The organism is Stenotrophomonas sp. YJH_SMC_43, from assembly GCF_059372535.1.
On sequence record NZ_JCAFVQ010000002.1, the window covers coordinates 90,565 to 117,323 of the forward strand.

At 65.8% G+C, this 26,759-nt stretch carries 17 protein-coding genes, 4 tRNA genes and 1 other RNA gene; 15 read left to right on the forward strand and 7 right to left on the reverse strand.

What is annotated here, in order from left to right:
* The first annotated feature begins 9 nt into the window (after positions 1–9).
* The 4 genes from AC5QAH_RS06715 (at position 10) to AC5QAH_RS06730 (ending at position 2,570) form a co-directional block, all read left to right on the forward strand.
* Positions 10–86 (forward strand) — tRNA-Asp (locus AC5QAH_RS06715).
* 87 nt (positions 87–173) lie between these two features.
* Positions 174–250 (forward strand) — tRNA-Asp (locus AC5QAH_RS06720).
* Between the two features lie 106 nt (positions 251–356).
* Positions 357–433, forward strand: a tRNA-Asp gene (locus AC5QAH_RS06725).
* A 181-nt stretch (positions 434–614) separates the two neighbouring features.
* Positions 615–2,570, forward strand: a complete 1,956-nt coding sequence (locus AC5QAH_RS06730; protein WP_010483883.1) for a peptidyl-prolyl cis-trans isomerase — start codon at positions 615–617, stop codon at positions 2,568–2,570.
* 197 nt (positions 2,571–2,767) lie between these two features.
* Here the strand turns inward: AC5QAH_RS06730 and AC5QAH_RS06735 are convergent, their stop codons facing one another.
* Positions 2,768–3,967: a lytic transglycosylase domain-containing protein gene (locus tag AC5QAH_RS06735; RefSeq protein WP_010483881.1), complete on the reverse strand. Its 1,200-nt coding sequence runs from the start codon at positions 3,965–3,967 to the stop codon at positions 2,768–2,770.
* Positions 3,964–4,728, reverse strand: coding sequence for a hydroxyacylglutathione hydrolase (gloB, locus tag AC5QAH_RS06740; RefSeq protein WP_495232202.1), 765 nt, complete (start codon positions 4,726–4,728; stop codon positions 3,964–3,966). Before gloB ends, AC5QAH_RS06735 begins: the two co-directional genes overlap by 4 nt.
* An 11-nt stretch (positions 4,729–4,739) precedes the next feature.
* Between gloB and AC5QAH_RS06745 the strand changes: the two genes are divergently transcribed.
* Genes AC5QAH_RS06745 through dnaQ form a run of 3 tightly spaced genes read left to right on the forward strand, consistent with a single transcriptional unit; the run spans position 4,740 to position 6,586 of the window.
* Positions 4,740–5,384, forward strand: a complete 645-nt coding sequence (locus AC5QAH_RS06745) for a methyltransferase domain-containing protein (protein WP_010483877.1) — start codon at positions 4,740–4,742, stop codon at positions 5,382–5,384.
* Positions 5,385–5,397: 13 nt separating this feature from the next.
* Positions 5,398–5,850 carry a ribonuclease HI gene (gene rnhA / locus AC5QAH_RS06750; protein WP_010483875.1) on the forward strand — a complete coding sequence of 151 codons (453 nt, stop codon included), beginning with the start codon at positions 5,398–5,400 and terminating at the stop codon, positions 5,848–5,850.
* A gap of 4 nt (positions 5,851–5,854) precedes the next feature.
* Positions 5,855–6,586 (forward strand): DNA polymerase III subunit epsilon, encoded by a 732-nt coding sequence (gene dnaQ, locus AC5QAH_RS06755; protein WP_010483873.1) that lies wholly within the window; start codon positions 5,855–5,857, stop codon positions 6,584–6,586.
* A 62-nt stretch (positions 6,587–6,648) separates the two neighbouring features.
* Here dnaQ and AC5QAH_RS06760 read toward each other — a convergent pair whose 3' ends face one another.
* Positions 6,649–7,353, reverse strand: coding sequence for a protein phosphatase 2C domain-containing protein (locus AC5QAH_RS06760; RefSeq protein WP_049453595.1), 705 nt, complete (start codon positions 7,351–7,353; stop codon positions 6,649–6,651).
* 165 nt (positions 7,354–7,518) lie between these two features.
* Between AC5QAH_RS06760 and AC5QAH_RS06765 the strand changes: the two genes are divergently transcribed.
* Positions 7,519–7,609: transfer RNA gene (locus tag AC5QAH_RS06765), tRNA-Ser, on the forward strand.
* Positions 7,610–7,848: 239 nt separating this feature from the next.
* On the forward strand, positions 7,849–8,253 hold the full coding sequence (locus AC5QAH_RS06770; RefSeq protein WP_010483869.1) for a DUF6165 family protein: 405 nt from the start codon (positions 7,849–7,851) through the stop codon (positions 8,251–8,253).
* A gap of 18 nt (positions 8,254–8,271) precedes the next feature.
* Here AC5QAH_RS06770 and AC5QAH_RS06775 read toward each other — a convergent pair whose 3' ends face one another.
* Positions 8,272–9,318, reverse strand: a complete 1,047-nt coding sequence (locus AC5QAH_RS06775; protein ID WP_495232203.1) for a glycosyltransferase family 9 protein — start codon at positions 9,316–9,318, stop codon at positions 8,272–8,274.
* A 20-nt stretch (positions 9,319–9,338) separates the two neighbouring features.
* Between AC5QAH_RS06775 and AC5QAH_RS06780 the strand changes: the two genes are divergently transcribed.
* Genes AC5QAH_RS06780 through AC5QAH_RS06790 form a run of 3 tightly spaced genes read left to right on the forward strand, consistent with a single transcriptional unit; the run spans position 9,339 to position 11,241 of the window.
* Positions 9,339–10,088 (forward strand): 3-deoxy-D-manno-octulosonic acid kinase, encoded by a 750-nt coding sequence (locus AC5QAH_RS06780; RefSeq protein ID WP_010483865.1) that lies wholly within the window; start codon positions 9,339–9,341, stop codon positions 10,086–10,088.
* Complete coding sequence (locus AC5QAH_RS06785) at positions 10,088–10,855, forward strand: MBL fold metallo-hydrolase (protein WP_010483863.1); 768 nt, start codon at positions 10,088–10,090, stop codon at positions 10,853–10,855. The genes AC5QAH_RS06780 and AC5QAH_RS06785 overlap by 1 nt, the downstream gene beginning before the upstream one ends.
* On the forward strand, positions 10,852–11,241 hold the full coding sequence (locus AC5QAH_RS06790; RefSeq protein ID WP_010483861.1) for a nuclear transport factor 2 family protein: 390 nt from the start codon (positions 10,852–10,854) through the stop codon (positions 11,239–11,241). The genes AC5QAH_RS06785 and AC5QAH_RS06790 overlap by 4 nt, the downstream gene beginning before the upstream one ends.
* A gap of 77 nt (positions 11,242–11,318) precedes the next feature.
* Here AC5QAH_RS06790 and ffs read toward each other — a convergent pair.
* An RNA gene (gene ffs / locus AC5QAH_RS06795) (signal recognition particle sRNA small type) lies at positions 11,319–11,415 on the reverse strand.
* 300 nt (positions 11,416–11,715) lie between these two features.
* Between ffs and AC5QAH_RS06800 the strand changes: the two genes are divergently transcribed.
* Both AC5QAH_RS06800 and AC5QAH_RS06805 read left to right on the forward strand, forming a co-directional pair.
* The gene (locus tag AC5QAH_RS06800; RefSeq protein WP_010483859.1) at positions 11,716–12,033 is read left to right on the forward strand and encodes a DMT family transporter; all 318 of its coding nucleotides are present in this window, start codon (positions 11,716–11,718) and stop codon (positions 12,031–12,033) included.
* Between the two features lie 357 nt (positions 12,034–12,390).
* Entirely contained in the window at positions 12,391–23,301 is a 10,911-nt protein-coding gene (locus tag AC5QAH_RS06805; protein WP_495232204.1) for an autotransporter-associated beta strand repeat-containing protein, read from the forward strand.
* Positions 23,302–23,358: 57 nt separating this feature from the next.
* On the opposite strand, the gene AC5QAH_RS06810 is transcribed toward AC5QAH_RS06805, so the two are convergent.
* Entirely contained in the window at positions 23,359–23,802 is a 444-nt protein-coding gene (locus AC5QAH_RS06810; RefSeq protein ID WP_049453599.1) for a GNAT family N-acetyltransferase, read from the reverse strand.
* A gap of 75 nt (positions 23,803–23,877) precedes the next feature.
* Complete coding sequence (locus AC5QAH_RS06815) at positions 23,878–24,987, reverse strand: DUF3667 domain-containing protein (protein ID WP_053442576.1); 1,110 nt, start codon at positions 24,985–24,987, stop codon at positions 23,878–23,880.
* Between the two features lie 964 nt (positions 24,988–25,951).
* Between AC5QAH_RS06815 and AC5QAH_RS06820 the strand changes: the two genes are divergently transcribed.
* Entirely contained in the window at positions 25,952–26,758 is an 807-nt protein-coding gene (locus tag AC5QAH_RS06820) for a toll/interleukin-1 receptor domain-containing protein (RefSeq protein WP_495232205.1), read from the forward strand.
* Position 26,759: the final 1 nt, after the last annotated feature.

A 26,759-nucleotide genomic window follows, 5' to 3' on the forward strand; every position in this document is an offset into this window, starting at 1 on the left:
CAACAATGCGGAGCGGTAGTTCAGCTGGTTAGAATGCTGGCCTGTCACGCCGGAGGTCGCGGGTTCGAGTCCCGTCCGCTCCGCCACTACATCAAGGCCCCCGGCCCGAAGCCGGGGGCCTTGTCTTCTCACCGACAGGTTCGGGAAGAAGGCGAAAAGGTTTTTGCAAGAACGGAGCGGTAGTTCAGCTGGTTAGAATGCTGGCCTGTCACGCCGGAGGTCGCGGGTTCGAGTCCCGTCCGCTCCGCCATTGCAGAATTCTTAAGTCCCTGTGAAAAAACTTTGAAAAAAGTGTTCATCGGGCTGGGTTTCCAGGGAGTCTTCGGATATACTGGGCGCCTGCAAAGTTTCAGCGCGGAGCGGTAGTTCAGCTGGTTAGAATGCTGGCCTGTCACGCCGGAGGTCGCGGGTTCGAGTCCCGTCCGCTCCGCCAACTTTAAAAGCCCTCGGCGCAAGCCGGGGGCTTTTTCTTTGGGCCGTGCCGCAGGCCTGCCGATGTGCTGATGGTGCAGGTCCACGAAGATCGGCGCAGGCCGCGCCGGCGCTGCTTTTGGTCCCTGCGGCGAAGCGGGTTACACTGCCGGGCTCGCCAATCAGGCCTTGTGATTCTCACCATGCTGCAGAAACTCCGCGACAAGACCTCAGGCTGGATCGTCACCGTGATCCTGGGGCTGCTGATGATTCCGTTCCTGTTCGTGATCGACAACAGCTACCTCGGTGGCGTTGGCGCACAGAACGTGGCCAAGGTTTCCGCGCCGCCGACCTGGTGGCGTTCGGCGCCGTCGTGGTGGCCGGTACGCATGCTGTGGCAGCACCACGAGATCAGTGCGCAGGATTTCCGCACCCGCTTCGAGCAGGAGCGCATGCGCGAGCGCCAGCAGCAGGGTGAGAACTTCGACCCGCGCGCGTTCGAAAGCACTGAAAACAAGATGGCCGTGCTCGATCAGCTGATCGACGAGCAGGTCGTGCGCCTGGTGGGCGAGCAGGCCGGTGTCGTGGTGGGCGACGGTGCGGTGCGCGAGTACATCGCCACCATCCCGGCCTTCCTCGATTCGAACGGCAAGTTCAACGAGAACAACTATCGCCTGGCCCTGGCCGGTGGCAATCCGCCGCGTACGCCCACGCAGTTCCAGGAGCTGGTGCGCGAGAGCCTGCAGCAGTCGGTGATTCCGTCGGGCCTGCAGAACTCGGGCTTCGTCACCCAGGCCGAGACCGAGCGCCTGCTGAAGCTGCTGGGTGAAACCCGCGACGTCGAGTTGGCCGCGCTGCCGGAAGTGCCGGCCGATACCGCGCCGGTCACCGACGCCCAGATCAAGCAGTGGTACGACAGCCACGGCAAGGATTTCCGCCAGGCCGAGAGCGTCTCGCTGGAGTATGTCGAGATCAACGGCGCGAACCTGCCGGCACCGACCGCGGCCGACGAAGCGACCCTGCGCAAGCGCTATGAAGACGAGAAGGCGAAGTTCACCTCGCCGGAACAGCGCCAGGCTGCCCATATCCTGATCACCGGTGACGGCGCCGAAGCCAAGGCGAACAAGATCGCTGCCGAAGCCAAGGCGGCCGGTGCCGACTTCGCTGCACTGGCCAAGGCCAACTCGGAAGACCCGGGCTCGAAGGGGCAGGGCGGTGACCTGGGTTGGGTCGAACGCGGCGCGATGGTCAAGCCGTTCGAAGATGCGCTGTTCGCCGCCAAGGCCGGTGACGTGATTGGCCCGGTCAAGACCGAGTTCGGCTACCACATCATCAAGGTCGCCGCGGTGCGCGGTGGCGAAGGCAAGTCCTTCGAGGAAGTGCGTGACACGCTGGCTGCCGAGCAGCTGAAGGCCGACGGCGAGCGCGGCTTCAACGAACTGGCCGGCAAGCTGGTCGACGCCATCAACAAGAGCCCGAGCGATCTGGCTGCTGCGGCCAAGGAAGTGAACCTGCCGCTGCAGACCCTGGGCCCGATCACCCGTGCCACTGCCAGTGGCATCGCCGCTGACCCGGCCGTGCTGCGTGCCGCGTTCTCCGACGTGCTGGTGCAGGACGGGACCGCCAGCGACCCGATCGCCCTGGGCGGCGCGACCAACCACAGTGTGGTCATCCGCGTGGCCGCGCACACTCCGGAACAGGCCATGCCGCTGGACAAGGCGCGCGAACAGGTGATCGCCGCGATCCGCGCCGACCGCCAGCGCCAGGCCAGCGACAAGGCCGCCGACGCCGTGCTGGCCAAGCTGAAGGCCGGTGCCACCCTGCAGTCGCTGGCTGCCAGCGAGAAGCTGCAGCTGAGCCCGATGCCAGGCCTGCCGCGTAGCCAGCCGGTGCCGACTCCGGAAATCAACCGCGCGATCTTCAGCGCGCCGGTGCCGGCCGAGGGCAAGCCGAGCTACGGCAAGGTGGATGTCAACGGCCACGCGCTGCTGTTCGCGGTGAACAAGGTCAACCCGGGCGACATCAAGGAAGTGACTGCCGAGCAGCAGAAGCAGCTCAAGGACCAGCTCAGCCAGATCGATGGCATGGCCGCAGCCAAGGCCTACGTCGAGGCGATGCGCAAGAAGTTCGTGATCCAGACCACCGAAGAGAACCTGTAAGCCTCGCGGCGGGCAGGACGAGAAAGGCCCGGCAATGCCGGGCCTTTTTTATTGGGAGCGATGCTGGAAATTGAACTGTAGAGCCGAGCCCATGCTCGGCCTGTCATGAACCCCGGCAGGGCGCGAACATGAAAAAGCCGAGCATGGGCTCGGCTCTACAGGAAGCAGGGCAGGGCGCGGCCGGAACCGCGCCTGCTTCAATCCTCGACGCGCAGTACCGCGCCCGGCTTCAGCACGCTGCTGCCGCTCAGGCCGTTCAGTGACAGCAGCGCCTTCACCGGCATACCGTAGCGACGGGCGATGGTCCATGCCGACTCGCCATCACGCACGGTGTGGCGGCGGCTGCGCGGGCGGTCGGCGATCGCGGCGACGGTCTTGGCCACCTGCGGCGTCGGCGTGGTCGTGGCAACCGGTGCGGTGCTGGCCACCAGTGTGGTCGCGGTTTCCGTCACAGTCGCATTGGCAGCCGAGACCGGGGCCAGCACCCGGGTGGTTCCAGAGGCGCGGTTGCCGGCGGCCAGGGCCGGGTTGAGGCGGGCGATCCTGGCAGGGTCCAGCGCGCGCTGTGCGGCCCACTGCTGGACGCTGGTGCCGGCCGGCAGGGTGTGGTCCTTCAGCACCGGCACGGTGCGGTCCAGCGAGGCCATCACGCCCGGCTGGTCTTCCACGTCTTCCAGCACGCAGGCCAGGGCATGCAGCTTCTCGACATAGGCATGGGTGACCGGCGACAGGCCCGGCAGGGCTGCCGGCTTGGCGTTCTGCGCGTTCATGCCAGCCTTGCGCATGGACTGCAGTACCCGGTACTCGCCGGCGTTGTAGGCCATGGTGGCCAGGCGCCAGTCGCCGCCGAACATGCCATGCAGGGTCTTCAGGTAGCGCACCGCGGCCTGGGTGGAATCAACCGCCGACAGGCGGCCGTCATAGCCGTTGGCCATCGGCACACGGTGGTTGCGCGCGGTGGTGGCGATGAACTGCCACAGGCCGGTCGGGCCGCTGCCGTTGCGGGCATTGGGCCGATAGCCGCTTTCCACGAACGGAATCAGCGCGAATTCGGTGGGCAGGTTGGCCTTGCGCAGCTCTTCGACCACATAGCCGAACAGCACCAGCGCATCGTCATCCTGGTTGGCCAGGCGCGAGGGGGCGTGGGCGAACTGCTTCTGCCAGCGCGGGCTGGTGGCCTCGGCATCGCAGCTGGGCTCGGCCAGGCCGTCGCGGAAGCTGGTGAAGATCTCCTGGCCGTTGCGCACCGAAGCGGCGGGCAGCGCTGAAGCGTCCAGCGGCAGGGCCGCAGCAGCGGTCAGGTTCTGGCTGATGCCGGCACCCAGCGACTGTGCGCCCGCGGTTCCGGCCAGCCCCAGGGCAAGGCCCAGGGCCAGCGGCAGACTTCGGCGCATCATGCGCGGAAGCCGTCTTTCCAGTGCCGGAGACCGGCCATCACGTCGACGTCGTCCACGACGTCACGGCCCAGGTGTGCCGATACCGACGCACGGATCGGTGCAGCGTGCACACGCAGGAAGGGATTGCAGTCGAATTCGTTGGCCAGGGTTACCGGCAGGGTGGAACGGTCATCGCGGCGCATGGCCAAAGCCTCCTCTTGGCGCTGCCACAAGGCAGCGTTGGCGGGGTCGACATGCCGCGCGAAGACGGCATTTGACACGGTGTACTCATGAGCGCAACAAAGCAGCAGTTGCGCGGGCAGGGCACCCAGCTTGCGCATCGACGCCAGCAGCTGGGACGGCGTACCTTCGAACAGGCGTCCACAGCCCAGGCTGAACAACGAATCTCCGCTGAAAAGATGTTCAGCAGTGTGAAACGCGATGTGGCTGCGGGTATGCCCGGGCACGGATAGTACGTGGAACGTCTGGCCCAATGCCTGAACGCGTTCACCTTCACCGACCCGCTCGGTCGCCGTGGGAATGCGCTCCTCGGCCGACGCGACGACCCGCACGCCGGGGAATCGCGCCTGCAATGGCGGCACGCCACCGATGTGATCGTCGTGGTGATGGGTGAGCAGGATCGTGTCCACGCGCAGGCCCTGATCGGCCAGCGCGAGCACGGGCGCGGCATCACCGGGGTCGACGACCACGGCAGCACCCTCGTCGTCGATCAGCGTCCAGATGTAGTTATCCGCAAATGCGGGCAGGGCAGTCAGTCGCATAGAATTGGACCATGCCCGCGCTGCAGAGTACCCGTCAAGCGAGCCAGACCCCGTGGTTCGACAGTGAACCGGCGGAGGCCTTGCGCGTGCTGGAGCGACAGTTGCTGCTGCCGCAGCTGTCGGTGCTGCCGGCGCAGCCCTGGCTGTGGATCGCGCCGAGTGCGGCCTGGCTGGAGGATGCGCAGCTGGGTGGGCGCGGCCTGCGCTTGTATCGACAGGGGCCGGGCTATGCCGGCGACACCCGCTGCGCGCTGCCGTTGCCGCTGGCCAATGAAAGCGTCAATGCGATCGTGCTGCAGCATGTCACCGCGGCCGACGCTGATCGGCTGCTCGACGAGTGCGAGCGCGTGCTGATGCCGGGCGGCCACCTGTGGCTGAGCAGCCTCAATCCGTTCAGCCCGTACCGCACGCGCTGGCGCCAGCATGGGCTGGTGGTGCGCACGCCGCAGCGGATCCGCCTGCTGCTCGGCCGTCATGGGCTGGAGTGCGACGATATGCGTTACCTGGGCCCGCTCTGGCGCGGTGCGGGCAGCCGTCGTCCCGGAGGTTGGGCACCGCTGCGTGCGGCCTGCCTGTTCCATGCGGAAAAACGCACGCTGGCCCTGCCCGGGCCGAAACCGCTGCCGGTGCGCTGGCACGGCACCGTAGCTACCTGATTCTGGAGTTGTATTGAAAACCATCGAAATCCACACCGACGGTTCCTGCCTTGGCAATCCCGGCCCCGGCGGCTGGGCTGCGCTGCTGCGCTACAAGGGCCACGAGCGTGAGCTGAGCGGTGGCGAGGCGCACACCACCAACAACCGGATGGAGCTGATGGCGGCCATTTCCGGGCTGGAGTCGCTGACCGAGCCGTGCAGCATCGTGCTCTATACCGATTCGCAGTACGTGAGGCAGGGCCTGACCCAGTGGATGCCGGGCTGGATCCGCAAGAACTGGAAGACCGCCGGTGGCGATCCGGTGAAAAACCGCGAGCTGTGGGAGCGCCTGCAGGCGGCCACGCTGCGGCATCAGATCGACTGGCGGTGGGTGAAGGGGCACTCCGGCGACCCCGACAATGAGCGGGTGGATACCCTGGCCCGCAACGCGGCGATCCAGATCCGCGACGCCAGCCCGGTAAACTGAGCCCATGCGTCAGATCATCCTCGATACCGAAACTACCGGCCTGGAGTGGAAGAAGGGCAACCGCATTGTCGAAATCGGCTGCGTGGAGCTGTTCAAGCGCCGCCCGACCGGCAACAACTACCACCAGTACATCAAGCCGGACTGTGAGTTCGAACAGGGCGCGCAGGAAGTCACCGGCCTGACCCTGGAGTTCCTCGATGACAAGCCGGACTTCGCGCAGATCGCCGACGAGTTCCTGGCCTTCATCGATGGCGCCGAACTGATCATCCATAACGCGGCGTTCGACCTCGGCTTCCTCGACAACGAGCTGTCGCTGCTGGGGCCGCAGTACGGGAAGATCACCGACCGCTGCACCGTGATCGATACCCTGGTGATGGCGCGCGAGCGCTTCCCGGGCCAGCGCAATTCGCTGGATGCGCTGTGCAAGCGGCTGGGCGTGGACAACTCGCACCGTGCACTGCACGGCGGCCTGCTCGATGCGCAGATCCTGGGCGACGTCTACATCGCGCTGACCTCGGGCCAGGAGGAAATCGGCTTCGGCCTGGGCGATGACGATGGCGGTGGTGCCGGTGCGGCGCTGCAGGCCTTCGACACCAGCAAGCTGCTGCCGCGCCCGCGCGTGGTGGCCACGCCGTCGGAACTGGAAGCGCATGCCGCGCGGCTGGAGCGGCTGCGCAAGAAGGCTGGCCACGCGCTGTGGGATGGCCCGAAGGTGGAAGAGCCCGCCAGCGCATAAACATCCACGCGTGGCGTGGATCTACTGTAGAGCCGAGCCCATGCTCGGCTCATGCACCAGGTTCAGTGGCAGCGCACCAGGATGACGCTGATGTTGTCGCGGCCACCGCCGTCGAGCGCGGCCGCGACCAGCGTATCCACGCACTCCTGCGCGCTGGCATCGTCGAGGGCGAGGGTGCGGGCGATGCCGCGGTCGTCCACTTCCTCGGTCAGTCCGTCACTGCACAGCAGCAGCTGCATGCCCGGGCGCAGTTCACCGCTGGTGGTGGCCACGTTCAGATGCGCCGGATCGGTCACGCCCAGCGCCTGGGTGACCACGTTGCGATGCGGATGTGCGCGCGCCTGTTCGGCGGTCAGGTTGCCCTGCGCGACCAGTTCCTGCACCACGCTGTGGTCCTGGCTGAGCTGCGCAAGTTGGCCGTCGCGCCACAGGTAGGCGCGGCTGTCGCCGACCCATGCCACTTCATAGCGATTGCCCTGCACGCGCGCGGCAACCACGGTGGTGCCCATCGGCAGCGTGTCGTTGCGTCGGCGCGAGGCGCGGATGATCTCTTCGTCGGCGGTGCGGATGGCCTGCGCCAGCGGCGCGCCGCGGCGGATCTCGCGCACGATGGTCTCGCGTGCCAGCGCGCTTGCCACTTCGCCGCAGGCGGGTCCGCCCATGCCGTCGGCCACCAGCCACAAGGCCAGCTCGCTGTCACCGTAGTAGGTGTCCTCGTTGAGCTCGCGGCGCATGCCGGGGTGGGTGAGGTGTCCGAATTCGATCATGGGGGGCTGGGGCGGGGTGTTGCTGGGGAGACAGGCATCATCGGGTGACGGCACGCATCCGGCAAGGCATGCGCTCAGGAAATTTTCACTTCGTTGGCCGGAATGACTTGTCGTCGGCCTCACTTCCTCGTATGATGCGCGTCCCCGGTCCGCCGGGGACCACCCGGAGAGGTGGCAGAGTGGTTGAATGTACCTGACTCGAAATCAGGCAGGCGTTTATAGCGCCTCGGGGGTTCGAATCCCCCCCTCTCCGCCAGATAAAGAAAAAGGGCTGCCGAAAGGCGGCCCTTTTTCTTTATCTGGCGCGGGACGCGACGCGCGTTGCGCGTCGCCCCACGCGTTGCTGTGCAACGCGTGGGCCCTCCCTTTGCCGGCCTCTCCCCGCCCTGTCGGGGCAGCCCCTCAACAGAGGGGCTTGTTCCTCCAGATGGATCTACCTGTCCCATCGCGAGCTGCGGGTTAAACTGCACGCATCACCTGCTGGAGCTTTTCCCCATGACCGCTGAAATCCTCGTCCCCGTTTCTTTCGGCGAGCTGCTGGACAAGATCTCGATCCTGCAGATCAAGTCCGAGCGCATCAGCGACGAGGGCAAGCTGGCCAATGTGCGCAAGGAGCTGTCGGCGCTGGAGCAGACCTGGATGGCACACCCGGCGGCGGTGAAGGACATCGCCAAGCTGCGTGCCGAGCTGAAGACGGTCAACGAGCAGCTGTGGGACATCGAGGACGACATCCGCCTGAAGGAGAAGGCGCAGGCGTTCGATCAGGGCTTCATCGACCTGGCGCGCAGTGTCTACCTGCGCAACGACGAACGCGCGCGCATCAAGAAGGCGATCAACCTGGCGCTGGGTTCGGCGTACGTGGAAGAGAAGTCCTACCAGGATTACGCGCAGCGCGCGTAATCCCCGGCAGCCTGCCGCTCACCCCAGGTGGTCGGCGACGTAGCGTTCGAACGCAGCGATACCGTCTTCGACAGTGATCAGTTCCATCACATCGTCGAACTCGATCTTGGTGCCCCACTTCAGATCCGCGGCCTGCTTGGCCAGGTACTTGCGCGCCGCATCATCGTAGCGGTCCACGCAGTAGCGGCGGTCGGAATAGGGACCGCTGCGGTTCGGATTGCTGGCCGCATGCAGGCCCAGTACCTTGGCGCCCATCGCGTTGGCGATGTGCATCGGGCCCGAGTCCGGGGTCATCACCAGATTGGCGCGGGCCAGCAGTGCCGGCAGCTGCTTCAAGGTGTCCTTGCCGACCAGGTCCAGTGCCGGCGTGTGCAGCTGGGCCTGGATGGCATCGGCCATGCTGCGCTCCAGCTCGCTGCGGCCACCACACAGCACCACCCGCCAACCGCGCTGTGCGGCATGGTTGGCCACGGCTGCATAGCGGTCTGCATACCAGTTACGGCGCACGTGGCTGGAACAGGGCGAGATCATCAGCACCGGTCGGCCATCGTCCTGCCATTGCGCGGCGGCCCACTCATACGCGGACTGCGGCACCGCCAGGTCCCAGCTGACCTCGGCCTGGCGCAGGCCAAGGGGTTCACAGAAGCTGCCGATGGCGTCCAGCACATGGATGCCGGGGCGGTCGGGGATGCGCTCGTTGATGAAGAGACTGTGCAGATCCTTCGATCGGCTGCGGTCGTAGCCGATGCGACGCTCTGCTGGAATGAAGGCCGACAGCAGGTTGGCGCGGAACGCCACCTGCATCTGCAGCAGCGCTTCAAAGCGCCCCGGTGGCAGCTGCCTGCGCAGTTCCTTGACCCCGGCCATGCCGCTCTTCTTGTCGTAGGCATGGAAGGTGACGCCAGGCAGGCCGTCGAGCAGCTTGTGGCCGGCCTTGTCGATGATCCAGTGGATCGGCGTGTCCGGACGCGCAGCCTGCAGGGTGCGCACCAGGGGCACCACGTGGGTGACATCGCCGAGTGCGGACAGGCGCAGGAGGCACAAGGAGGAGGACGCTGATGCCATGTGTTGTTAGACTCAATGAAATGGTCGCATTCGACGCCAATGAAGCGCTGACGCCATGCCGCGAGGGTCGCGGCATCGGGGCCATTCTGTTCGACCGCGAGCGGCTGCGGCAAGCCGAGATCGGCCTGTTCTCGCCCCAGCACTGGGGAAGCAGGGCCCGGCCGGTGGGTGAGGGCGGCCGTGGCAGCGCTTGGTTGGTCGATGCGCCGTTCGGCCCCAGCGTGCTGCGCCACTACCTGCGCGGTGGCCTGGCGGCGAAGATCAGCCATGACCAGTACTTCTGGCGCGGCGCGGACCGCACCCGCAGTTTCGCCGAATTCCGGCTGATGCGCGCGCTGCGCGAGAAGAAGCTGCCGGTGCCACGGCCGATCGCCGCGTTCTACATGCGCGAGGGCCTGCGCTACCGGGCCGCGATCCTGATGGAGCGGATCGAGGGTGTCCGTTCGCTGGCCGACCGTGCGCTGGTCGCTGGCCGGGGCGCACCGTGGGAGGAAACCGGGCGGCTGATCGCGCGCTTCCACCGTGCCGGCCTGGACCATGCCGACCTCAATGCGCACAACATCCTGTTCGACGGCAATGGCCATGGCTGGCTGATCGACTTCGACCGCGGGGTGATCCGCATCCCGGCGACCGCCTGGCGCGAACGCAATCTCAAGCGCCTGCTGCGCTCGCTGATCAAGCTGCGCGGCGAGCGCAGCATGGAAGACGTGCAGAAGGACTTCGCGCGGCTGCGCCGCGCCTATGACATGGCCTGGAACCGGGGCACCTGATGGACTGGTCGTTGCGTTTCCTCGGCGTCGGCAATGCGTCGGCGGTCGAGCTGGGGTCGCCGATGTCGGTGATCGAGCGGGACGGGCGTCCGTGGCTGACCATCGACTGCGGCGGTGAAGGCCTGACCGCGTTCAAGGCGCACTACGGCCACATGCCGCAGGCGTTGTTCGTCACCCATGTGCACCTGGACCACGTGGCGGGCTTCGAGCGCCTGTTCGTCGATACCTTCTTCAATGCGCACCGGCGCGGCAAGGTGCGCCTGTATGTGCCTGCCACGGTGGTGCCGCTGCTGCACAAGCGCATCGGGGACTACCCGAACGTGCTGGCCGAGGGCGGCGCCAACTTCTGGGATGCGTTCCAGCTGATCGTGGTGGGTGAGGCGTTCTGGCATGAAGGCGTGCGCCTGGAGGTGTTCCCGGTGCGCCACCATTGGCCGGAGACGGCCTATGGCTTGCGTCTGCAGGGCGCGCTGACCTGGAGCGGCGATACCCGGCCGATTCCGGAGATGCTGGCCCGTTTCGCCAACGACAACGAACTGATCGCGCACGACTGCGGCCTGCACGGCAACCCGTCGCATACCGGTGTGGACGACCTGGAGCGCGAGTACAGCGCCGAGCTGCAGTCCCGGATGATGCTCTACCACTACGCCAGCGTGGCTGACGGTGCGGCGCTGGCCGCGCGCGGTCACCGCGTCGCCCAGCCGGGGCAGTGCGTGCGGTTGGCGAGCCCGACGGCGCCGCACGTGCTGGCGCAGGATCCGCCGTGAGCGGTGTTGGCCAGCCCGCCGACGCGGCGCTGGCGGCCGAACTGGAGGCGCTGGAACGCGCGCTGCATGCGCCGCAGGTGCGGGGGGATCGCGAGTCCCTTGCGGCCCTGCTGGACGAGGATTTCAGCGAGATCGGCAGTTCCGGCCGCTGTTACGACCGTGCAGCTGCGCTGGCGGAGATCCCGCTGGAACGGGCGCAGGTGCGGATCGAATCGGAGCAGTACGCGGTCTCGCTGCTGACGCAAGACCTGGCCCAGGTGCGTTATCGCAGCCGCTACTACCTGGATGGCCAGCCGCAAGGCTGGGTACTGCGCAGTTCGCTGTGGCGCCGGCATGGGGACGGATGGCGCATGGTGTTCCACCAGGGTACGCCGGAAGCGCAGTAGCGCGGGGCCATGCCCGGCAAAGGGCGCCAACCAAGGTTGGCATCTACCAGAGGCGGGCGTCGCCGGAAAAGGCGATGGCCCCGCCGGCTGACCTCGGCGCCCGCGTCGATCGATACCGTTGCTGCCTTCCGGCCCTGGCGGGATTTTCGACCTAGCGTCGCGAGGGGCCGACGGGGCCACCATAGAGACGTTGGCCGCCCAGTGGGCGGCCGGTTCACCGATCAGGGGAAGCAGCGCGCGATGCGCCGGAGACCACAGCCGGACTGCACATCGGCTGGCCGATGGCAGAACGCAACTATAGCGCAGGCAGGTACATCGACGCCAGCTTCGTGCACTGAATCGGCTGTAACCCGCGTCTGCTGGCAACGCCCCGGCGCGACCGGCGTTGCTAGAATGCCGGCCAGGAGGAACGACCTCCCCCACATCGGGAATCAATGACCAGGACGGCCTGGCCCTACCAAGAGGAGGGCTGTCATGGCCTGGATCTATCTGTTGTTCGCCGGCCTGCTGGAAATCGTCTGGGCCGTGTCCATGAAGCAGTCCGAAGGCTTCACCAAGCTCACCCCCACCGTGGTCACGATCATCGGCATGATCGCCAGCTTCTGGCTGCTGGCGGTGGCCATGCGCAGCCTGCCATTGGGTACCGCCTATACGATCTGGACCGGCATCGGTGCGGTAGGCGCGTTCGTGGTCGGCATCGTGTTCCTCGGTGAGCAGGTCAGCCCGATGCGGATCGGTGCAGCGGTCTTGATCGTGTCCGGGCTGGTGCTGATGAAACTCTCCAGCAGCTGAATGCATTTAGTTGAGCGGGGAATGGATTCCCCGCGTCCTGCAGGTATATGCATTTTCGGCAAAGCCATTTTGTCCGCTCGTTTTATTTGACGCACGTCATGAAAATAACGAGCGTGATTCACATGCCGCTGGCGCCATCGGACGCACAGTGCCGCCATTCGTCATGCGAAACCGGGGAGTTTTCGCCTTGACGGACACGCCGGCGCACCTTTTCCAGGGGGCGTCGCGTGAAGATGTGAAGATTTTCAGGAGTTAATGCCGCCAGGCCTTGTTCCCGTATCGGGAGCCGGGATGGACCGCATCGTCTTCAAAAAACCTGCCCGCAGTGCCATCCGGTCTTTTCATGGAGATTTACCGATGAACCGCATTTACCGTCTGGTTTTCAATCGTGCCCTCGGCGTAATGCAGGTTGCCTCGGAGGTCGCCCAGAATCCCGGCGGAAGTGCGATTACCGCGAAGCGGCCACCGCGATTGCGGGCGCATCAGCTGGCGGTCGCACTGGCAGCCACCTTGGCCAGCGGTTCGGCGTTCGCAGCGTGCAACACCGTCGGCAACACAGTCACTTGCCCGACAGGCTCAAGCACCAACTCGCTGGCCAACAGCATCAATGGCGTAACCCTGGATATCCAGACCGGCGCCCAGCTCAGCGTGCCGCCGATCGTGGGTGGTAGTGCGGTGACCTTGAACGGCAACGGCATTACCGTGAACAACCAGGGCACGGTCGATCCCACCATCAGCGGTGGCCTGAGCCTGGCGGCGTCGGGCATGGTGCTGGGCAACGCGACGGTCGGTGGCAATGCCATCAACGTGAACAATCTGGCCGGTGGTTCGATAAACGGCCTGGTCAATATCGCCTCGCTCCTCGGTTTCGGTGGACAGGCGTTGGTGGTGCAGAACGCTGCGGGCGGCACCAGCACCGTCGTCAACAATGGCTCGGTGAGCATGTCGATCTTCGGTGCGGGTCTGTTCACCGCCGCCGATGCCCCGGCCATTCTCAGTTATGGCGGCGCGCAGACCCAGTTCACCAATACCGGCAGCATCACCGGTCGTGTCGGCTTTGCCGGGTCCGCCTCGGCGACCAACGGCAACACCTTCCTCAACGCCGGAACGATCAACGGCAGCGTGCACCTGGGCAACTCTACGGCAGGCAATACGTTCACAGCGGTGTCTGGTTCCAGCGTGAACAACGCCGGCGTGGGTATCGCCGGTACCGTGGGTAGCGTGGGTGTCAATCTGGCGGCCGCGGGCCAGGTTGATGGCGGCTCGGCGAGCAACAACAGCCTGGTGCTGCAGAACAGTCCCTCTGGCCCCGGCTCCGGCACCGGTGGTGCGCCGACCACGGTGGGCTGGAACCAGTACGTCAACTTCCAGAAGCTGACGGTCAACAGCGGCACTTGGAACCTGCAGGGTGCGTGGGCGGGTGCGGGGCCGACGACGCTCAATGATGGCCTGATCAATTTCAACAATGCCGGTTCGTTCGGCACAGGGCTGTTCACCGCCAACGGCGGTGCCATCGCCTCCTCCACGGCCGGTCTGAACCTGACCAACGCTTTCAGCCTCGGTGGCAATCTGTCCCTGGCAGGGACCAATGCATTCGGCCTGAGTGGCGTGCTTTCAGGCGCTGGTGGACTGACGGTCAACAACACCGGCATCGTTACTCTCGGCGGCGCAAACGTGTTCTCCGGCGGCGTCAACCTCAATGCGGGCGGCCTGCTGCTGGGCAATGCCGGTGCACTCGGCAGCGGCAACCTGACCGTCGGTGGCAGCGCCTCGCTGGATACGACGGCTGGCTTCAACCTGGGCAACAATCTGGTGATCAACGGCGGGGGCTCGCTGAACCTGCTGGGCAGCAATGCGCTGACATTGAGTGGCTCGATTTCCGGTGCCGGCAACGTGACCAAGAACGGCGCGGGCACGCTGACCTTGAATGGTGCCAATTCGCTGACCGGCAACTTCACCTTGGCCGGGGGCGCGTTGGCGCTGGGCGCGGGCGGCAGCCTGTCGCCCACCGGTGCGATCACGCTGGGCGTTGGCACCAGCTTGGATCTTTCAGCGGCGACCAACCAGACCATCGGCTCGCTGGCCGGCCTCGGCGGTTCGGTCAATCTCGGCAGCCACACGCTGACCCTGGGTGGGCTGGGCAATACCAGCTTCAGCGGCACGTTCGCCGCAGGCACCGGTGGCCTGATCAAGCTCGGTACCGGCGTGCAGACCCTGTCCGGCGTCAACAGCCTCACTGGCGGTGTTGCGCTCAACGCAGGTGGCTTGTTGCTGGGCAATGCGGCCGCGCTGGGAAGTGGTACGTTCTCTGTCGGCGGCAACACCACCTTCGACGGCACCACGGCGCTGGCGTTGACCAATGCTGTCAGCCTCGGATCGGGCGCCAACCTGAATCTGCTTGGCGGGCAGGCGCTCACGTTCAACGGGGTGATCAGCGGCGCTGGCGGCCTGATCAAGAATGGCGCGTCAACCCTGACGCTCAATGGCGCCAATACGTTCGGTGGTGGGCTGGCGTTCAATGCCGGCAGCCTGCTGCTGGGCAATGGCAGTGCGCTGGGAACCGGTGCCTTGAACGTCGGCGGAGCCGTGACCCTCGATGGCAGCTCGGCGTTGAGTGTGGGCAACAACATCAATCTCGGGGCAGGTGGCTCGCTCGACATTCTGGGAGGCAACACACTGACGTTGGGCGGTGTCATTAGTGGCTCCGGCAGCCTGGTCAAGAACGGCGCCTCCACGCTGACGCTGGGTGGGGCCAACGCGTTCACCGGCGGCCTGAACGTGAACGCAGGCAAGGTGGCGCTGGCCAGTGGCGGCAGTCTGGCGGCCACCGGGGCGGTGAGCCTGGCGGGGGCCGGCGCCGAACTGGATATCTCACTCGGCGGCAACCAGACCATCGGTGCACTGACTGGCATCGCCGGCAGCACGGTGACGCTGGGCAGCAGCACGCTCACCTTCGGTGATGCCACCAACCAGACCTTCGCCGGCGTGATCGGCGGCACCGGTGGCCTGATCAAGCAGGGCAGTGGCGTGCAGACGCTGACCGGCGCCAATACCTTCAGCGGTGGGGTGAATCTTGCGGCCGGCGGCCTGGTGCTGGGCAACGCCGGCGCGCTGGGAAGCGGTGCGCTGACGGTCAGTGGCAACGGTTCGCTGGACACCACTGCTGCGCTCAACCTGGGCAATGCGATCAACCTCGGCGCGGCGCTGACCCTGCCGGGCAGCCAGAACCTGACGCTGGGCGGCAACATCACCGGCACCGGCAGCTTGGTCAAGAATGGCGCGTCCACACTGACCTTGAACGGCGCCAACACCTTCAGTGGAGGACTGAGCGCAAACGCCGGCACCCTGCTGCTGGGCAACAGCGGTGCACTCGGCACGGGCGGACTGGGCATTGGTGGCAACGTCTCTCTCGATGGCAGCGCCCCGCTGAGTCTGGCCAACAATGTGTCGCTGGGCGCGGGTGCCGCGCTGTCGCTGCCGGGCTCGCAGGCGATCACGCTGGGTGGGGTGGTGTCCGGTGCGGGCAGGCTGGTGAAGAACGGTGCCACTACTTTGACCCTCAATGGCGCCAACACCTTCGGCGGTGGGTTGACCGTCAACGGTGGCGGCCTGCTGCTGGGCAATGCCGGTGCGTTGGGCACCGGTGCGCTGTCGGTGGGCGCCAATACCACGCTGGACAGTTCGGTGGCACTGAATCTGGCCAACGGCGTCAATCTTGGAACCGGGGCAGTGCTTGACCTGCTGGGCAGCCAGAACGTGGCGCTGGGCGGTGTCATCAGCGGCACCGGCGGTCTGGTCAAGAACGGTGCGGCGACACTGGCGTTGAACGGGCCCAATACCTTCAGTGGGGGTGTTGGCCTCAACGCGGGTGTGCTGCAGCTGGGCAATGCACTGGCATTGGGTACCGGTCAGCTGGACGTGGGCGGCAACGCTTCGCTGGACGCCACAACGGCGCTGACCGTAAGCAACAACATCGGCCTCGCTGCCGGTGCCAACCTCTCCGTGCTGGGCAGCAATGACCTGACGCTCACTGGTCCGGTATTCGGTGCCGGTGGGCTGATCAAGGACGGCGCGGCACGTCTGACCCTGAGCGGTGCCAACCTCTATGCCGGCGGCACCACCGTCAATGCCGGTGTGCTGGCGTTGGGGGCAGGTGGCAGTCTCGCCGCGGCCGGTGCGGTGAATCTTGCCGGCGCGGGCGCGATACTGGACATCTCCGCAGCCGGTGCGGCACAGACCATCGGTGCGTTGAACGGCGTGGCGGGCAGCCAGCTTGCCCTGGGCGCGCAGTCGCTCACCTTCGGCGGTGCCAGCGACGGCAGCTTTGCCGGTGTGATCGGTGGTACCGGTGGCCTGGTCAAGACCGGCGCGGGCGTGCAGACGCTGTCCGGTGCGAACACGTTCAGTGGTGGTCTTGCGCTCAACGCGGGCGGGTTGGTGCTGGGCGATGCAGGTGCCCTCGGTACCGGTGCGCTGGGTATCGGCGGCACCACCACGCTGGACAGCACCGTGGCACTGAACCTGGCCAACGCGGTGAACTTTGGTACCGGTACACAGCTCACGCTGGGCGGTAGCAACGATCTCACCCTTGGTGGCGTGGTGGCCGGCAACGGCAGCCTGATCAAGAACGGTGCAGGCCTGCTGACGCTCAACAACACCAATACCTTCGGTGGTGGCTTGACCTTGAACGGCGGTGGCCTGGTGGTCGGCGCGAACGGCGCACTCGGTTCCGGCACGCTGGGGGTGAATGCCAGTACCACGCTGGATGCAGGCGCTGCGGTGACACTGGGCAATGCAGTCACGTTGGGCTCGGGCGTTGCACTGACGTTGCCTGGCAGCAACGCGCTGACGCTGTCGGGTGTGATCGGCGGCAATGGCAGCCTGATCAAGAATGGTGCTACCACGCTGACGCTGTCCGGTGCCAATACCTACTCCGGCGGTACCACCATCAACGCCGGTACGCTGGCGCTGGGCACGGGCGGCAGTCTTGCCGCAGCGGGTGATATCACGCTGGGCGCAGGCGCTGGCTTCGATATCTCCGGTGCCGGCGGTAGCCAGACCATCGGCGCGCTCAACGGTGCGGGCGGAAGCACGCTGATGCTGGGCGGCAATTCGTTGACCTTCGGCACGGCCGGCAATGCCGCCTTCGATGGCGTGGTCAGTGGCGGTGGCGGTCTGGTCAAGGTGGGTGCAGGCGTGCAGACCCTGTCCGGCGCCAACACCTTCGGTGGTGGCGTCTCACTCAATGCCGGTGGACTGGTGCTGGGCAATGACGCGGCGCTGGGTACCGGCGCACTCACCGTGGGTGGCGCGGCCACGCTGGATACCACCGGGCTGGCGACGCTGGCCAACAACGTTGTGCTCAACGCCGGGCTGACCGTGCTGGGCACCAACGCGCTCACCCTCAACGGTGTGCTCTCCGGCACCGGCAGCCTGACCAAGAACGGTGGCGCAACGCTCACCTTGAACGGCATCAACACCTACACGGGGGGTACCAACGTCAACGCCGGTACGCTGGCACTCGGCGCCGGTGCCAGCCTGGCCGCAAGCGGTACCGTCAATCTCGCCACCGGCGCCACGCTGGACCTGTCGGCCGGCAACGGCACGCAGGTGTTCGGTACGCTGGTCGGCAACGGCACGGTCAACCTGGGGGCCAACAACATCGAAGTCGGAGGCGCCGTCAATGGCACCTTCAGCGGCTCGATCGCAGGTACCGGTGGCCTGAACAAGGTCGGTACGGGCATCGAAACGCTGACCGGCGCCAACACCTACACCGGCGGCACCTTCATCAATGCTGGCACGCTGGCGATTGGCCCGGGCGGCAGCCTGGCGGCGACCGGTGCGGTGAACATCGCTGCGCCAGGTGCGGGCTTCGACATCTCGGCCTCCGGTGCCAACCAGACCATCGGTTCGCTGTCCGGCGTGGCCGGCTCGACGGTCAGTCTGGGCGCCAACTCACTGATTCTGGGGGGCGTCAGCAGCAGCGCCTTCGATGGCGCGATTGCCGGTACCGGCGGTTTGGTCAAGAACGGCGCGGGCATTCTCACGCTCGGCGGCGCCAACCTGTTCAGCGGCGGCGTGGCCTTGAACGGTGGCGGGCTGGTGGTCGGCAACAACGCTGCACTGGGTAGCGGCGCGTTGAACGTCGGTGCCGATGCGACGCTGGACAGCAGCCTGGCGGTGACGCTTGGCAATGCCATCAGCCTCACCGCCGGTGCCAACCTCAACCTGCTCGGCAGCAACGCGCTCACGCTGGGTGGCGTCATCAGTGGTGACGGTGGCCTGATCAAGAATGGTGCGGCTACGGTGACCCTGACCGGCGCCAACACCTACACCGGCGGTACCACCATCAACAGCGGCACGCTGGCCATCGGTGCCGGCGGCAGCCTGGCGCCCACCGGCGCGGTGAATCTTGCCGGTGCCGGCACGCTGGATATCTCCGGCGGTGGCAACCAGAGCATCGGTGCGCTGGCCGGTGTGGCCGGCAGCAACGTGGCGCTGGGTGGCAATACGCTGACACTGGGCGGCGTGGCCGACAGCACGTACAACGGCGTGATCAGCGGTAGCGGTGGACTGATCAAGAACGGTGCCGGCGTGCAGACACTGACCGGTGCCAATACTTTCGGTGGAGGCGTCAGCCTTAATGCCGGTGGCCTGGTGGTGGGCAACAACGCCGCGTTGGGTACCGGCACGGTGACCGTGGGCGGCGCTGCCACGCTTGATTCCAACAGCGCGATCACCCTGGGCAACAACTTCGTTCTCAATGCTGGCCTGACCGTACTGGGCAGCAATGACCTGACCCTCAACGGCAACCTCAGCGGCACCGGCTCGCTTACCAAGGAAGGCCTGGCGACGCTGACCCTGAACGGCACCAACACCTACACCGGTGGCACCTTCATCAATGCCGGCACGTTGGCGCTGGGGGCCGGGGCCAGCCTGCATGCCAGCGGCATCGTCAACCTGGCCAGCGGCGCGACCTTCGATCTGTCGGCCGGTGCCGGTACGCAGCAGTTCGGCACGCTGATCGGCAATGGCACGGTGAATCTGGGCGCCAACACGCTGACCATAGGTGATGCCACCAACGGCACCTTCGGCGGCTCCGTGGGCGGCACCGGCGGGCTGATCAAGGAAGGCACCGGTACCCAGACCCTGACCGGCACCAACACCTTCACTGGCGGTACCACCATCAATGCCGGCACGCTGGCGATCGGCGCCGGCGGCAGCCTGGCGGCGACCGGTGCGGTCACCCTGGCCAATGCCGGCACCGCGTTTGATATCTCCGCAGGCGGTAACCAGAGCATCGGCTCGCTGGCGGGCGTGACGGGCTCGAACGTGTCGCTGGGCGGCAACACGCTGACCCTCGGCGGCGTCGGCAACACCGCGTTCAACGGTGTCATCGGTGGCACCGGCGCGTTGATCAAGGACGGGGCGGGCGTGCAGACGCTGGGCGGTGCGAACACCTTCACTGGCGGTGTCACCCTCAACGCCGGCGGGCTGGTGGTCGGCAACAACGCAGCGCTGGGCAGCGGTGCACTCACTGTGGCGGGCAACGGCTCGCTGGATGCCAATGCGGCGGTGACGCTGGCCAACAACGTCGCTCTTGGCGCGGGTGCGAATCTCGACGTGCTGGGCAGCAATGACCTGACCCTGGCCGGCGCGATTTCCGGCGCGGGCGGTTTGATCAAGGATGGCCCGGCCACGCTGACCCTGACCGGCGCCAGCAGCTACACCGGCACCACCACCATCAACAGCGGCACGCTGGCGGTGGGCGCGGGCGGCACCCTGTCTGGCGCCAGCACGGTGAACCTGGCCGGTACCAGCACGCTGGACATCAGTGCCGGTGGCAGTCAGAGCATCGGAGGCCTGGCCGGCGTAGCCGGATCCGGCGTGGTGCTGGGCGGTGCGACCCTGACCACCGGCGGCAACAACGGCAGCACCACCTTCGGCGGTGTGCTCAGTGGCACCGGCGGTCTGGTGCAGAGCGGTACCGGCACGCTGACCCTGAGCGGCGACAACGTCTATACCGGTGGCACCACCATCAACGGTGGTAGCACGCTGCAGATCGGCAACGGCGGCAGCACCGGCTCGGTGCTGGGCGACATCACCAACGACGGCAGCCTGGTCTACAACCTCGGCACCACGGCAACCGTGGGCGGTGTGGTCAGCGGCAGTGGCAGCCTGACCCAGGCCGGCAGCGGTACGCTGGTGCTGACCGGCAACAACACCTACACAGGCGGTACCACCATCAATGCCGGTGGCACATTGCAGGTGGGCAACGGCGGTGCAACCGGCGCGATCGTGGGTGACATCACCAACAACGGTGCGCTGGTATCCAACGTGGCCGGCAACACCACGCTGGGCGGCACCATCAGCGGCGCCGGTGGCCTGACCCAGGCCGGCAGCGGCACGCTGACCCTGACCGGCAACAACACCTATACCGGCGGCACCACCATCAATGCCGGTGGCACGCTGCAGGTGGGCAATGGCGGTGCGACCGGCGCGATCACCGGCAACGTTGCCAACAACGGCAGCCTGGTGTTCGACGTGGCCGGCAACACCACAGTCGATGGCGCGATCAGTGGCAGTGGCACGCTGATCCAGGCCGGCGCTGGCGTGTTGACCCTGGTTGGCAACAACACCTACACCGGCGGCACCACCATCAATGCCGGTGGCACGCTGCAGGTCGGCAACGGCGGGGCAACCGGCTCCATCGCTGGCGACATCACCAACGATGGAGCGTTGATCTCGAACGTGGGCGGCAACACCGCGCTGGGCGGCACCATCAGCGGCAGCGGCGGCCTGACCCAGGCCGGCAGCGGGACGTTGCTGCTGACCGGTACCAACACTTATACCGGCGGTACCACCATCAACGCCGGCGGTACGCTGCAGCTGGGCAACGGCGGTGCGACGGGCTCGATCGTCGGCGACGTCACCAACAATGGCACGCTGCTCTCCAATGTGGCGGGCAATACCACGCTGAATGGCACCATCAGCGGCAGTGGCGGCCTGACCCAGGCCGGCAGCGGCACGCTGACCCTGAGCGGCAACAACACCTATACCGGCCCGACCACCATCAATGCCGGTGGCACCCTGCAGGTCGGCAATGGCGGTGCGACCGGTGCCATCGGCGGCAGCGTCGTCAACAACGGCAGCCTGGTGTTCAACGTGGGTGGCAACACCACCGTTGGCGGTGCCATCAGCGGCAGCGGCGGCCTGACCCAGGCCGGCACCGGCACCGTGGTCCTGACCGGTAACAACACCTATACCGGCGGCACCACCATCAACACCGGCGGCACGCTGCAGGTCGGCAACGGTGGCGCGAGCGGTGCGATCACCGGTAACGTTGCCAACAACGGCAGCCTGGTGTTCAACGTCGGCGGCAACACCACGGTGGGCGGCACCATCAGCGGCAACGGTGGCCTGAACCAGGCCGGCACCGGCACCGTGGTCCTGACCGGCAACAACACCTACACCGGCGGTACCACCATCAATGCCGGCGGCACCGTGCAGGTCGGCAACGGCGGGGCCAGCGGTTCGGTCACCGGCAACATCACCAACAACGGTGGCCTGATCATCAACACCGGTGGCACCACCTCGCTGGGCGGCACCATCAGTGGTGGTGGCAGCATCGTGCAGGCCGGCCCGGGGGGCCTGAACCTGGGTGGCAACAGCGGTGGCTTCAGCGGTACCGGCCAGGTCACCGGCGGTGGCCTGAATGTCACCGGCAACATCGGCGGCCAGTGGACCATCGGCAGCGGCACCACGCTGTCCGGCACCGGCACTATCGGTGGCGCCGGCGGTGGTGTGACGGTGTCCAGCGGCGGCGTGCTGTCGCCGGGCAATGGTCCGGGCAACGGCAGCGGTGCGGGCAATGGCACCGGCACGATCACGGTGGGGGGCAACCTGACCCTGTCGCCGGGCAGCACGCTGGGCATCGATCTGGGTGCCACCGGCAGCGACACGGTGCAGGTGGGCGGCAGTGCCAACGTGGCTGGGAGCACCGTGCAGGTGAACACCATCTCGCCGAGCACCAGCTACCAGCAGGGCCAGCAGTACACCGTGGTCAACGCGGGCGGTGGGGTGAGCGGGCAGTTCGCCTCGGCCACCACGCCGTCGGCCTTCCTGACCATCACCCCGGTCTACACCGCGAACACGGCCAACCTGCAGATCGACGTGGCGCAGACCGCGGCATTCACCACGGCGGCGAAGACGCGCAACCAGTACAACACCGCCGCAGCGCTGGACAGCCTGCCGCAGAGTGGTTCGGCACTGGGCCTGTACAACACGCTGCTGATGTATGACGCGGGTACCGCGCGCGCTGCCTTCGACCAGCTGTCCGGTGAAGTGCATGCGGCCAGCCGCGCGGTGCTGCTGTACGACAATTACCTGGAAGAGGGTATCCGCCAGCGCCTGGGCAGTGAGCTGCCGACCGTGCGTGGTGAGCGTGCTTCGGCGTGGCTGGCCGGCAGTGGCAAGGTGTTCCGCCAGGACGGTGACGGCAATGGCGATGACATCCGCTCCAACCGCAATGCGCTGATGGCGGGCGTGGACTGGCAGCTGGGCGAGCACGTGGTGCTGGGTGCGGCCGCAGGCAACGAGCGGCTGGATACGCGCCTGTACGATCGCAGTTCGCGAGCCCGCCTGCGTGGCAACACGTTCGGCCTGTATGCACAGGGCCAGTGGAACAACGGCTTCGCGGTGGGGGGCAGCGTATCGCGCGGCGACTACCGTACGCGCACCACGCGTGAGGTGCCGCTGCTGGGCCAGACCTTGTACAGCCGCCAGGACTCGGACGTGACCATCGCGCAGGTGGAGGGCAGCTGGACCTGGACACATGGCACGACCCAGCTGCAGCCGTACGTGCAGTTCACCAAGCACTGGGTCGACAGCGATCGCGCAGTAGAGCAGGGTGGCACTGCTGCACTGGAGCTGGAAGGCGGCAAGGACACGCTCAATGTCAGCACCGTGGGCGTGCGTGGACGTTGGGATGTGGGCAGCGGCGAGCGCTTCCCGGCACAGCTGACGGTCGGCCTCGGCTGGCAGCACGCCTCGGGTGACACCGATGTGGCCAGCCGCAACCGCTTCGCCGTCGGTGGCAACGCGTTCGACGTCTACAGCGCGGTGATGGCACGCAATGCGCTGGTCAGTCAGGTCGGCGTGGCGGTTGGGCTCGGCCGCAACAGCCAGCTGTCGATGTTCGTGCAGGGCCAGCACGGCGATGGCCGCCGTGATGTTGGCGGGCAGATCAACCTGCGCGTAGGCTTCTGAGGGGAGCGGGCCAGCGGTAGATCCACGCACTGCGTGGATGGGGCCGGGGCGGGAGCGCTAGAGCTCCCGCTCCATTTCCACGGCGTCGATCCCGGCGCCGTGGCCATCGGGCACGATCCGCGTCACCTGGAAGCCCAGCCCGGCATAGAAGCCCTGGGTGTGCTGGCTGGTACTGAGCGCGATGCGCTTGATCGAGGGATCCGCTTCAGCCTGGCGCAGGCGTGCCAGTGCCAGTTCGCGGCCCAGCCCCTGCCGGTGCAGCGCGCGCTGGACCATCCCCCAGCAGAAACCGGCACTGCCGTCGCCGCGTCGCGACAGGCCGCCACAGGCCACGATGCTGCCATCGCGCTCGATGACCTGGAATGCACAGTCCGTGGCCTGTTCGCGCAGGAAGCGTTCAAAGTCACTGCGCTCTTCGGGCGCGAAGTAGGTGGGTACGTTGCTGTCGAAAATCGACAGGCAGGCGCTGGCATCGGTGGGGCGGTAGAGGCGGAGGTTCATGGGCCCACGATAGACGATCGCCAGTAGATCCACGCCATGCGTGGATTCATGGACCGGATGCCGTGCGTGTATCCCTCAGGCCGAGATTCCCGCCAGCACCGCATACATCACCACGAAGCTCACCAGGAACAGGTAGACGCCGCCGATGGCCAGGTAGCGCAGCACGGTCAGCGCCTTGTTGCCGCCGTACACGCGTTGCTGCATCCACAGCAGATAGACCGGTACTGCCAGCCACAACAGTGCATACAGCCATTGGCTGACGGCGGCGAATGCGGGTGATGCGAGCGCGCTGCTGATGCCGGCGATGAGGAAGGTTGCCAGCAGCACCGTCATCAGCCAGCAATGGCTGTACAGCGCAACCACCAGGTGTTCCAGATAGCCCATCGCCCGCGGAATGTAGGCGACGCGCAGTACCAGTGCGAACACCGGCATCAGGAAGAACAGGGCGCCGGGCAATGCGGTCAGGATCGCCTGCATGTACAGATCGGTCTTGCCCCCCATGCGCTGGATGTTGGCGTTGCCGTTGTGCAGGCGCTTGTTGAGCCAGTTGTTGGCGAACCGGGGCCAGCCGGCCATCACGATGGGGTTGGTGTCAGCGTCCCACGGTTTGCCGTTGACGGTGTGGTTGAAGAAAGTGCCGTTTTCCGTCGTGGCGGCCTCCTTGCCGGCACCGGTGAGCTCGGCTTTGCGCTGCGCGGCTGCGGCATTCACTGCGGCCCTGGCCATGGCGAAGCCGGCGTTGCCGGTGCCGGGTGAGTTGGCCTGTTGTTGGTCGATCAACGCCAGCTGCGCCGCGCGGGCGGCTTCGACCTGCTCCACTGTCGTGGTCTTGGCGTACACAGAGTTGGTGCCACCGCCGATGCTGAAATCGTCGACGTGCACGAAGAGCTTGCCGACGAAGAACGTAAACAGGGTGAGGATGACGAACAGCCGCAGGGGCTGCACGTATCCGACCCGGCGGCCCTTGAGGTAGTTCAGCGCGATGCGGCCCGGCACCCAGAGATCGCGCAGCGTGCGGAAGATACGCCCATCGAGATGCCAGAAGGATTCGAACACTTCTTCGATGGCATGACCCACATGCTTGAGCGGGTTGTGCGCCGATTGCCCGCAGCGATGGCAGTAGTGGCCGTGCAGGGCGGTGTCGCAGTTTTCGCAGGCGGCGTGAGCGCTGTCGATCGAGCTCATGGGCAATGGGCCAAGCGTCGGTTGAAGGCGCCTACGATAGCGAATTTTCAGGATTCGTTCAGTTTTGTTTTGGGGTGCTATCGAGCGTGCGTAAGGCGATCAAACGCATCCGCGCATGGCGTGGATCTACCGACGTCTCTGGAGGAACAAGCCCCTCTGTTGAGGGGCTGCCCCGACAGGGGCGGGGAGAAGGCAAGCAAAGGGAGGGGCCCAAACGTTGCGCAGCAACGATTGGGGCGAAGCGCGCGCAGCGCACTTCGCGTCCCGCGCCAGCTTGTTTGAGGAGCATGTGGGGAAGCAGGGGGGGGGGGGCGCGCGAAGAGCATCCACGCATGGCGTGGATCTACCGACGTCTCTGGAGGAACAAGCCCCTCTGTTGAGGGGCTGCCCCGGCAGGGGCGGGGAGAGGCAGGCAATGGGAGGGACCCAAACGTTGCGCAGCAACGTTTGGGGCGAAGCGCGCGCAGCGCACTTCGCGTCCCGCGCCAGATAACTGAAAAAGGCTGCCCTTTCAGGCAGCCTTTTTCAGTTATCTGGCGGAGAGAGGGGGATGGTCGGGTGCATCCATGCACCCGATCCCGGCGCGCTGCGCACCGGGCCCCGCCTGCGGCGGTCCGGTTCTGCTCCTGCAGAACCGTCGAACCCCGGCGGGGCTTCTCTCGCCCGATGCTCTCCGCCAGACAAATAAAAAAGCCGCCCACTGGGCGGCTTCTTCATTTATCTGGCGGAGAGAGGGGGAGCCTATTGAATCAGCTCTAACCCCTTCTTCCTTCAGGGAAACGCAAACCGGACCTATGTCCTGTGTTGTGATCCGGGAGTCTAACGTCGTTCGGTGCCTCCTTCCATCCCGTACCAGTTCAGTAGGGGTAGGGAAATTCCTATCACGCTACAAGTTGCGTTCAGCTAACATTCGGAGAAAGTAAGCTGTTGTGACGATTCGCTGCCGAGTTCCACAGGGGGAACAATGCACAGGGGTTTTCAGATAGAAGGTCTTTCACCAGACTTCGGATTTTACGCAGCTTCCCTTGGACGCCTCATCCAAGAGGAGCAGGCATTGTCAATAAGAAGCTCGCTCGAATCGTATCTCAACGAAGACGGCAAGCTCGATGCGCAGGCGCTGAGCAAAACATGGTTCCCGGCTATCAAGGCCGATGTCTTTATTTCCCACTCACACAATGACGAAGCCAAGGCACTGCGCTTAGCAGGGTGGCTGAAAGACAAGTTTGGGCTGACCGCGTTTATTGACTCGGCCGTTTGGAATAGTGCTGACGCTCTACTTAAGATGATAGACAATCAATATTGTCTTCATGAAAACGGCACTAGCTATGACTACGACAAAAGAAATCTGTCAACCAGCCATGTCCACGTGATGTTGATGATGGCGATTACGGAAATGATTGACCGCTGTGAGTGCCTATTCTTCCTAAATACTCCCGAGTCGATATCTGCGGGCAAAACAATAAAGGAAGGGAGCACGTCCTCTCCTTGGATATACGCCGAAATCGCAATTTCCAAAACAATTCAGAAGAGAGATCTTCCTGTTGGTAGGCGGAGCAAACGTGTCCTTGCTTACGACGAAGCGCTTAATGAGGCAAAAGGCTCTGTTCCCCTTATCCATAAATTGGATGTTTCGCACCTGTCCAAATTAAATGAAGCTCGGTTGTTGGCTTGGGGGATAAGCTACGAACACGGCAGTGATAAAAGCCCACTCGACGAGCTATACGACCTGATGCCAGCACGGTATCCGTCCCTCACAACAAACGGAGTTTGAA

Excerpts from the sequence above, each read along its gene's own strand:
- AC5QAH_RS06785 (WP_010483863.1), top strand. The coding sequence starts at position 10,088 with ATGGACTGGTCGTTGCGTTTCCTCGGCGTCGGCAATGCGTCGGCGGTC.
- AC5QAH_RS06745 (WP_010483877.1), top strand. The coding sequence starts at position 4,740 with ATGCCCGCGCTGCAGAGTACCCGTCAAGCGAGCCAGACCCCGTGGTTC.
- AC5QAH_RS06800 (WP_010483859.1), top strand. The coding sequence starts at position 11,716 with ATGGCCTGGATCTATCTGTTGTTCGCCGGCCTGCTGGAAATCGTCTGG.
- AC5QAH_RS06805 (WP_495232204.1), top strand. The coding sequence starts at position 12,391 with ATGAACCGCATTTACCGTCTGGTTTTCAATCGTGCCCTCGGCGTAATG.
- AC5QAH_RS06770 (WP_010483869.1), top strand. The coding sequence starts at position 7,849 with ATGACCGCTGAAATCCTCGTCCCCGTTTCTTTCGGCGAGCTGCTGGAC.
- AC5QAH_RS06780 (WP_010483865.1), top strand. The coding sequence starts at position 9,339 with ATGGTCGCATTCGACGCCAATGAAGCGCTGACGCCATGCCGCGAGGGT.
- AC5QAH_RS06820 (WP_495232205.1), top strand. The coding sequence starts at position 25,952 with ATGCACAGGGGTTTTCAGATAGAAGGTCTTTCACCAGACTTCGGATTT.
- gloB (WP_495232202.1), bottom strand. The coding sequence starts at position 4,728 with ATGCGACTGACTGCCCTGCCCGCATTTGCGGATAACTACATCTGGACG.
- dnaQ (WP_010483873.1), top strand. The coding sequence starts at position 5,855 with ATGCGTCAGATCATCCTCGATACCGAAACTACCGGCCTGGAGTGGAAG.
- AC5QAH_RS06730 (WP_010483883.1), top strand. The coding sequence starts at position 615 with ATGCTGCAGAAACTCCGCGACAAGACCTCAGGCTGGATCGTCACCGTG.
- AC5QAH_RS06810 (WP_049453599.1), bottom strand. The coding sequence starts at position 23,802 with ATGAACCTCCGCCTCTACCGCCCCACCGATGCCAGCGCCTGCCTGTCG.
- AC5QAH_RS06775 (WP_495232203.1), bottom strand. The coding sequence starts at position 9,318 with ATGGCATCAGCGTCCTCCTCCTTGTGCCTCCTGCGCCTGTCCGCACTC.
- AC5QAH_RS06760 (WP_049453595.1), bottom strand. The coding sequence starts at position 7,353 with ATGATCGAATTCGGACACCTCACCCACCCCGGCATGCGCCGCGAGCTC.
- AC5QAH_RS06735 (WP_010483881.1), bottom strand. The coding sequence starts at position 3,967 with ATGATGCGCCGAAGTCTGCCGCTGGCCCTGGGCCTTGCCCTGGGGCTG.
- AC5QAH_RS06815 (WP_053442576.1), bottom strand. The coding sequence starts at position 24,987 with ATGAGCTCGATCGACAGCGCTCACGCCGCCTGCGAAAACTGCGACACC.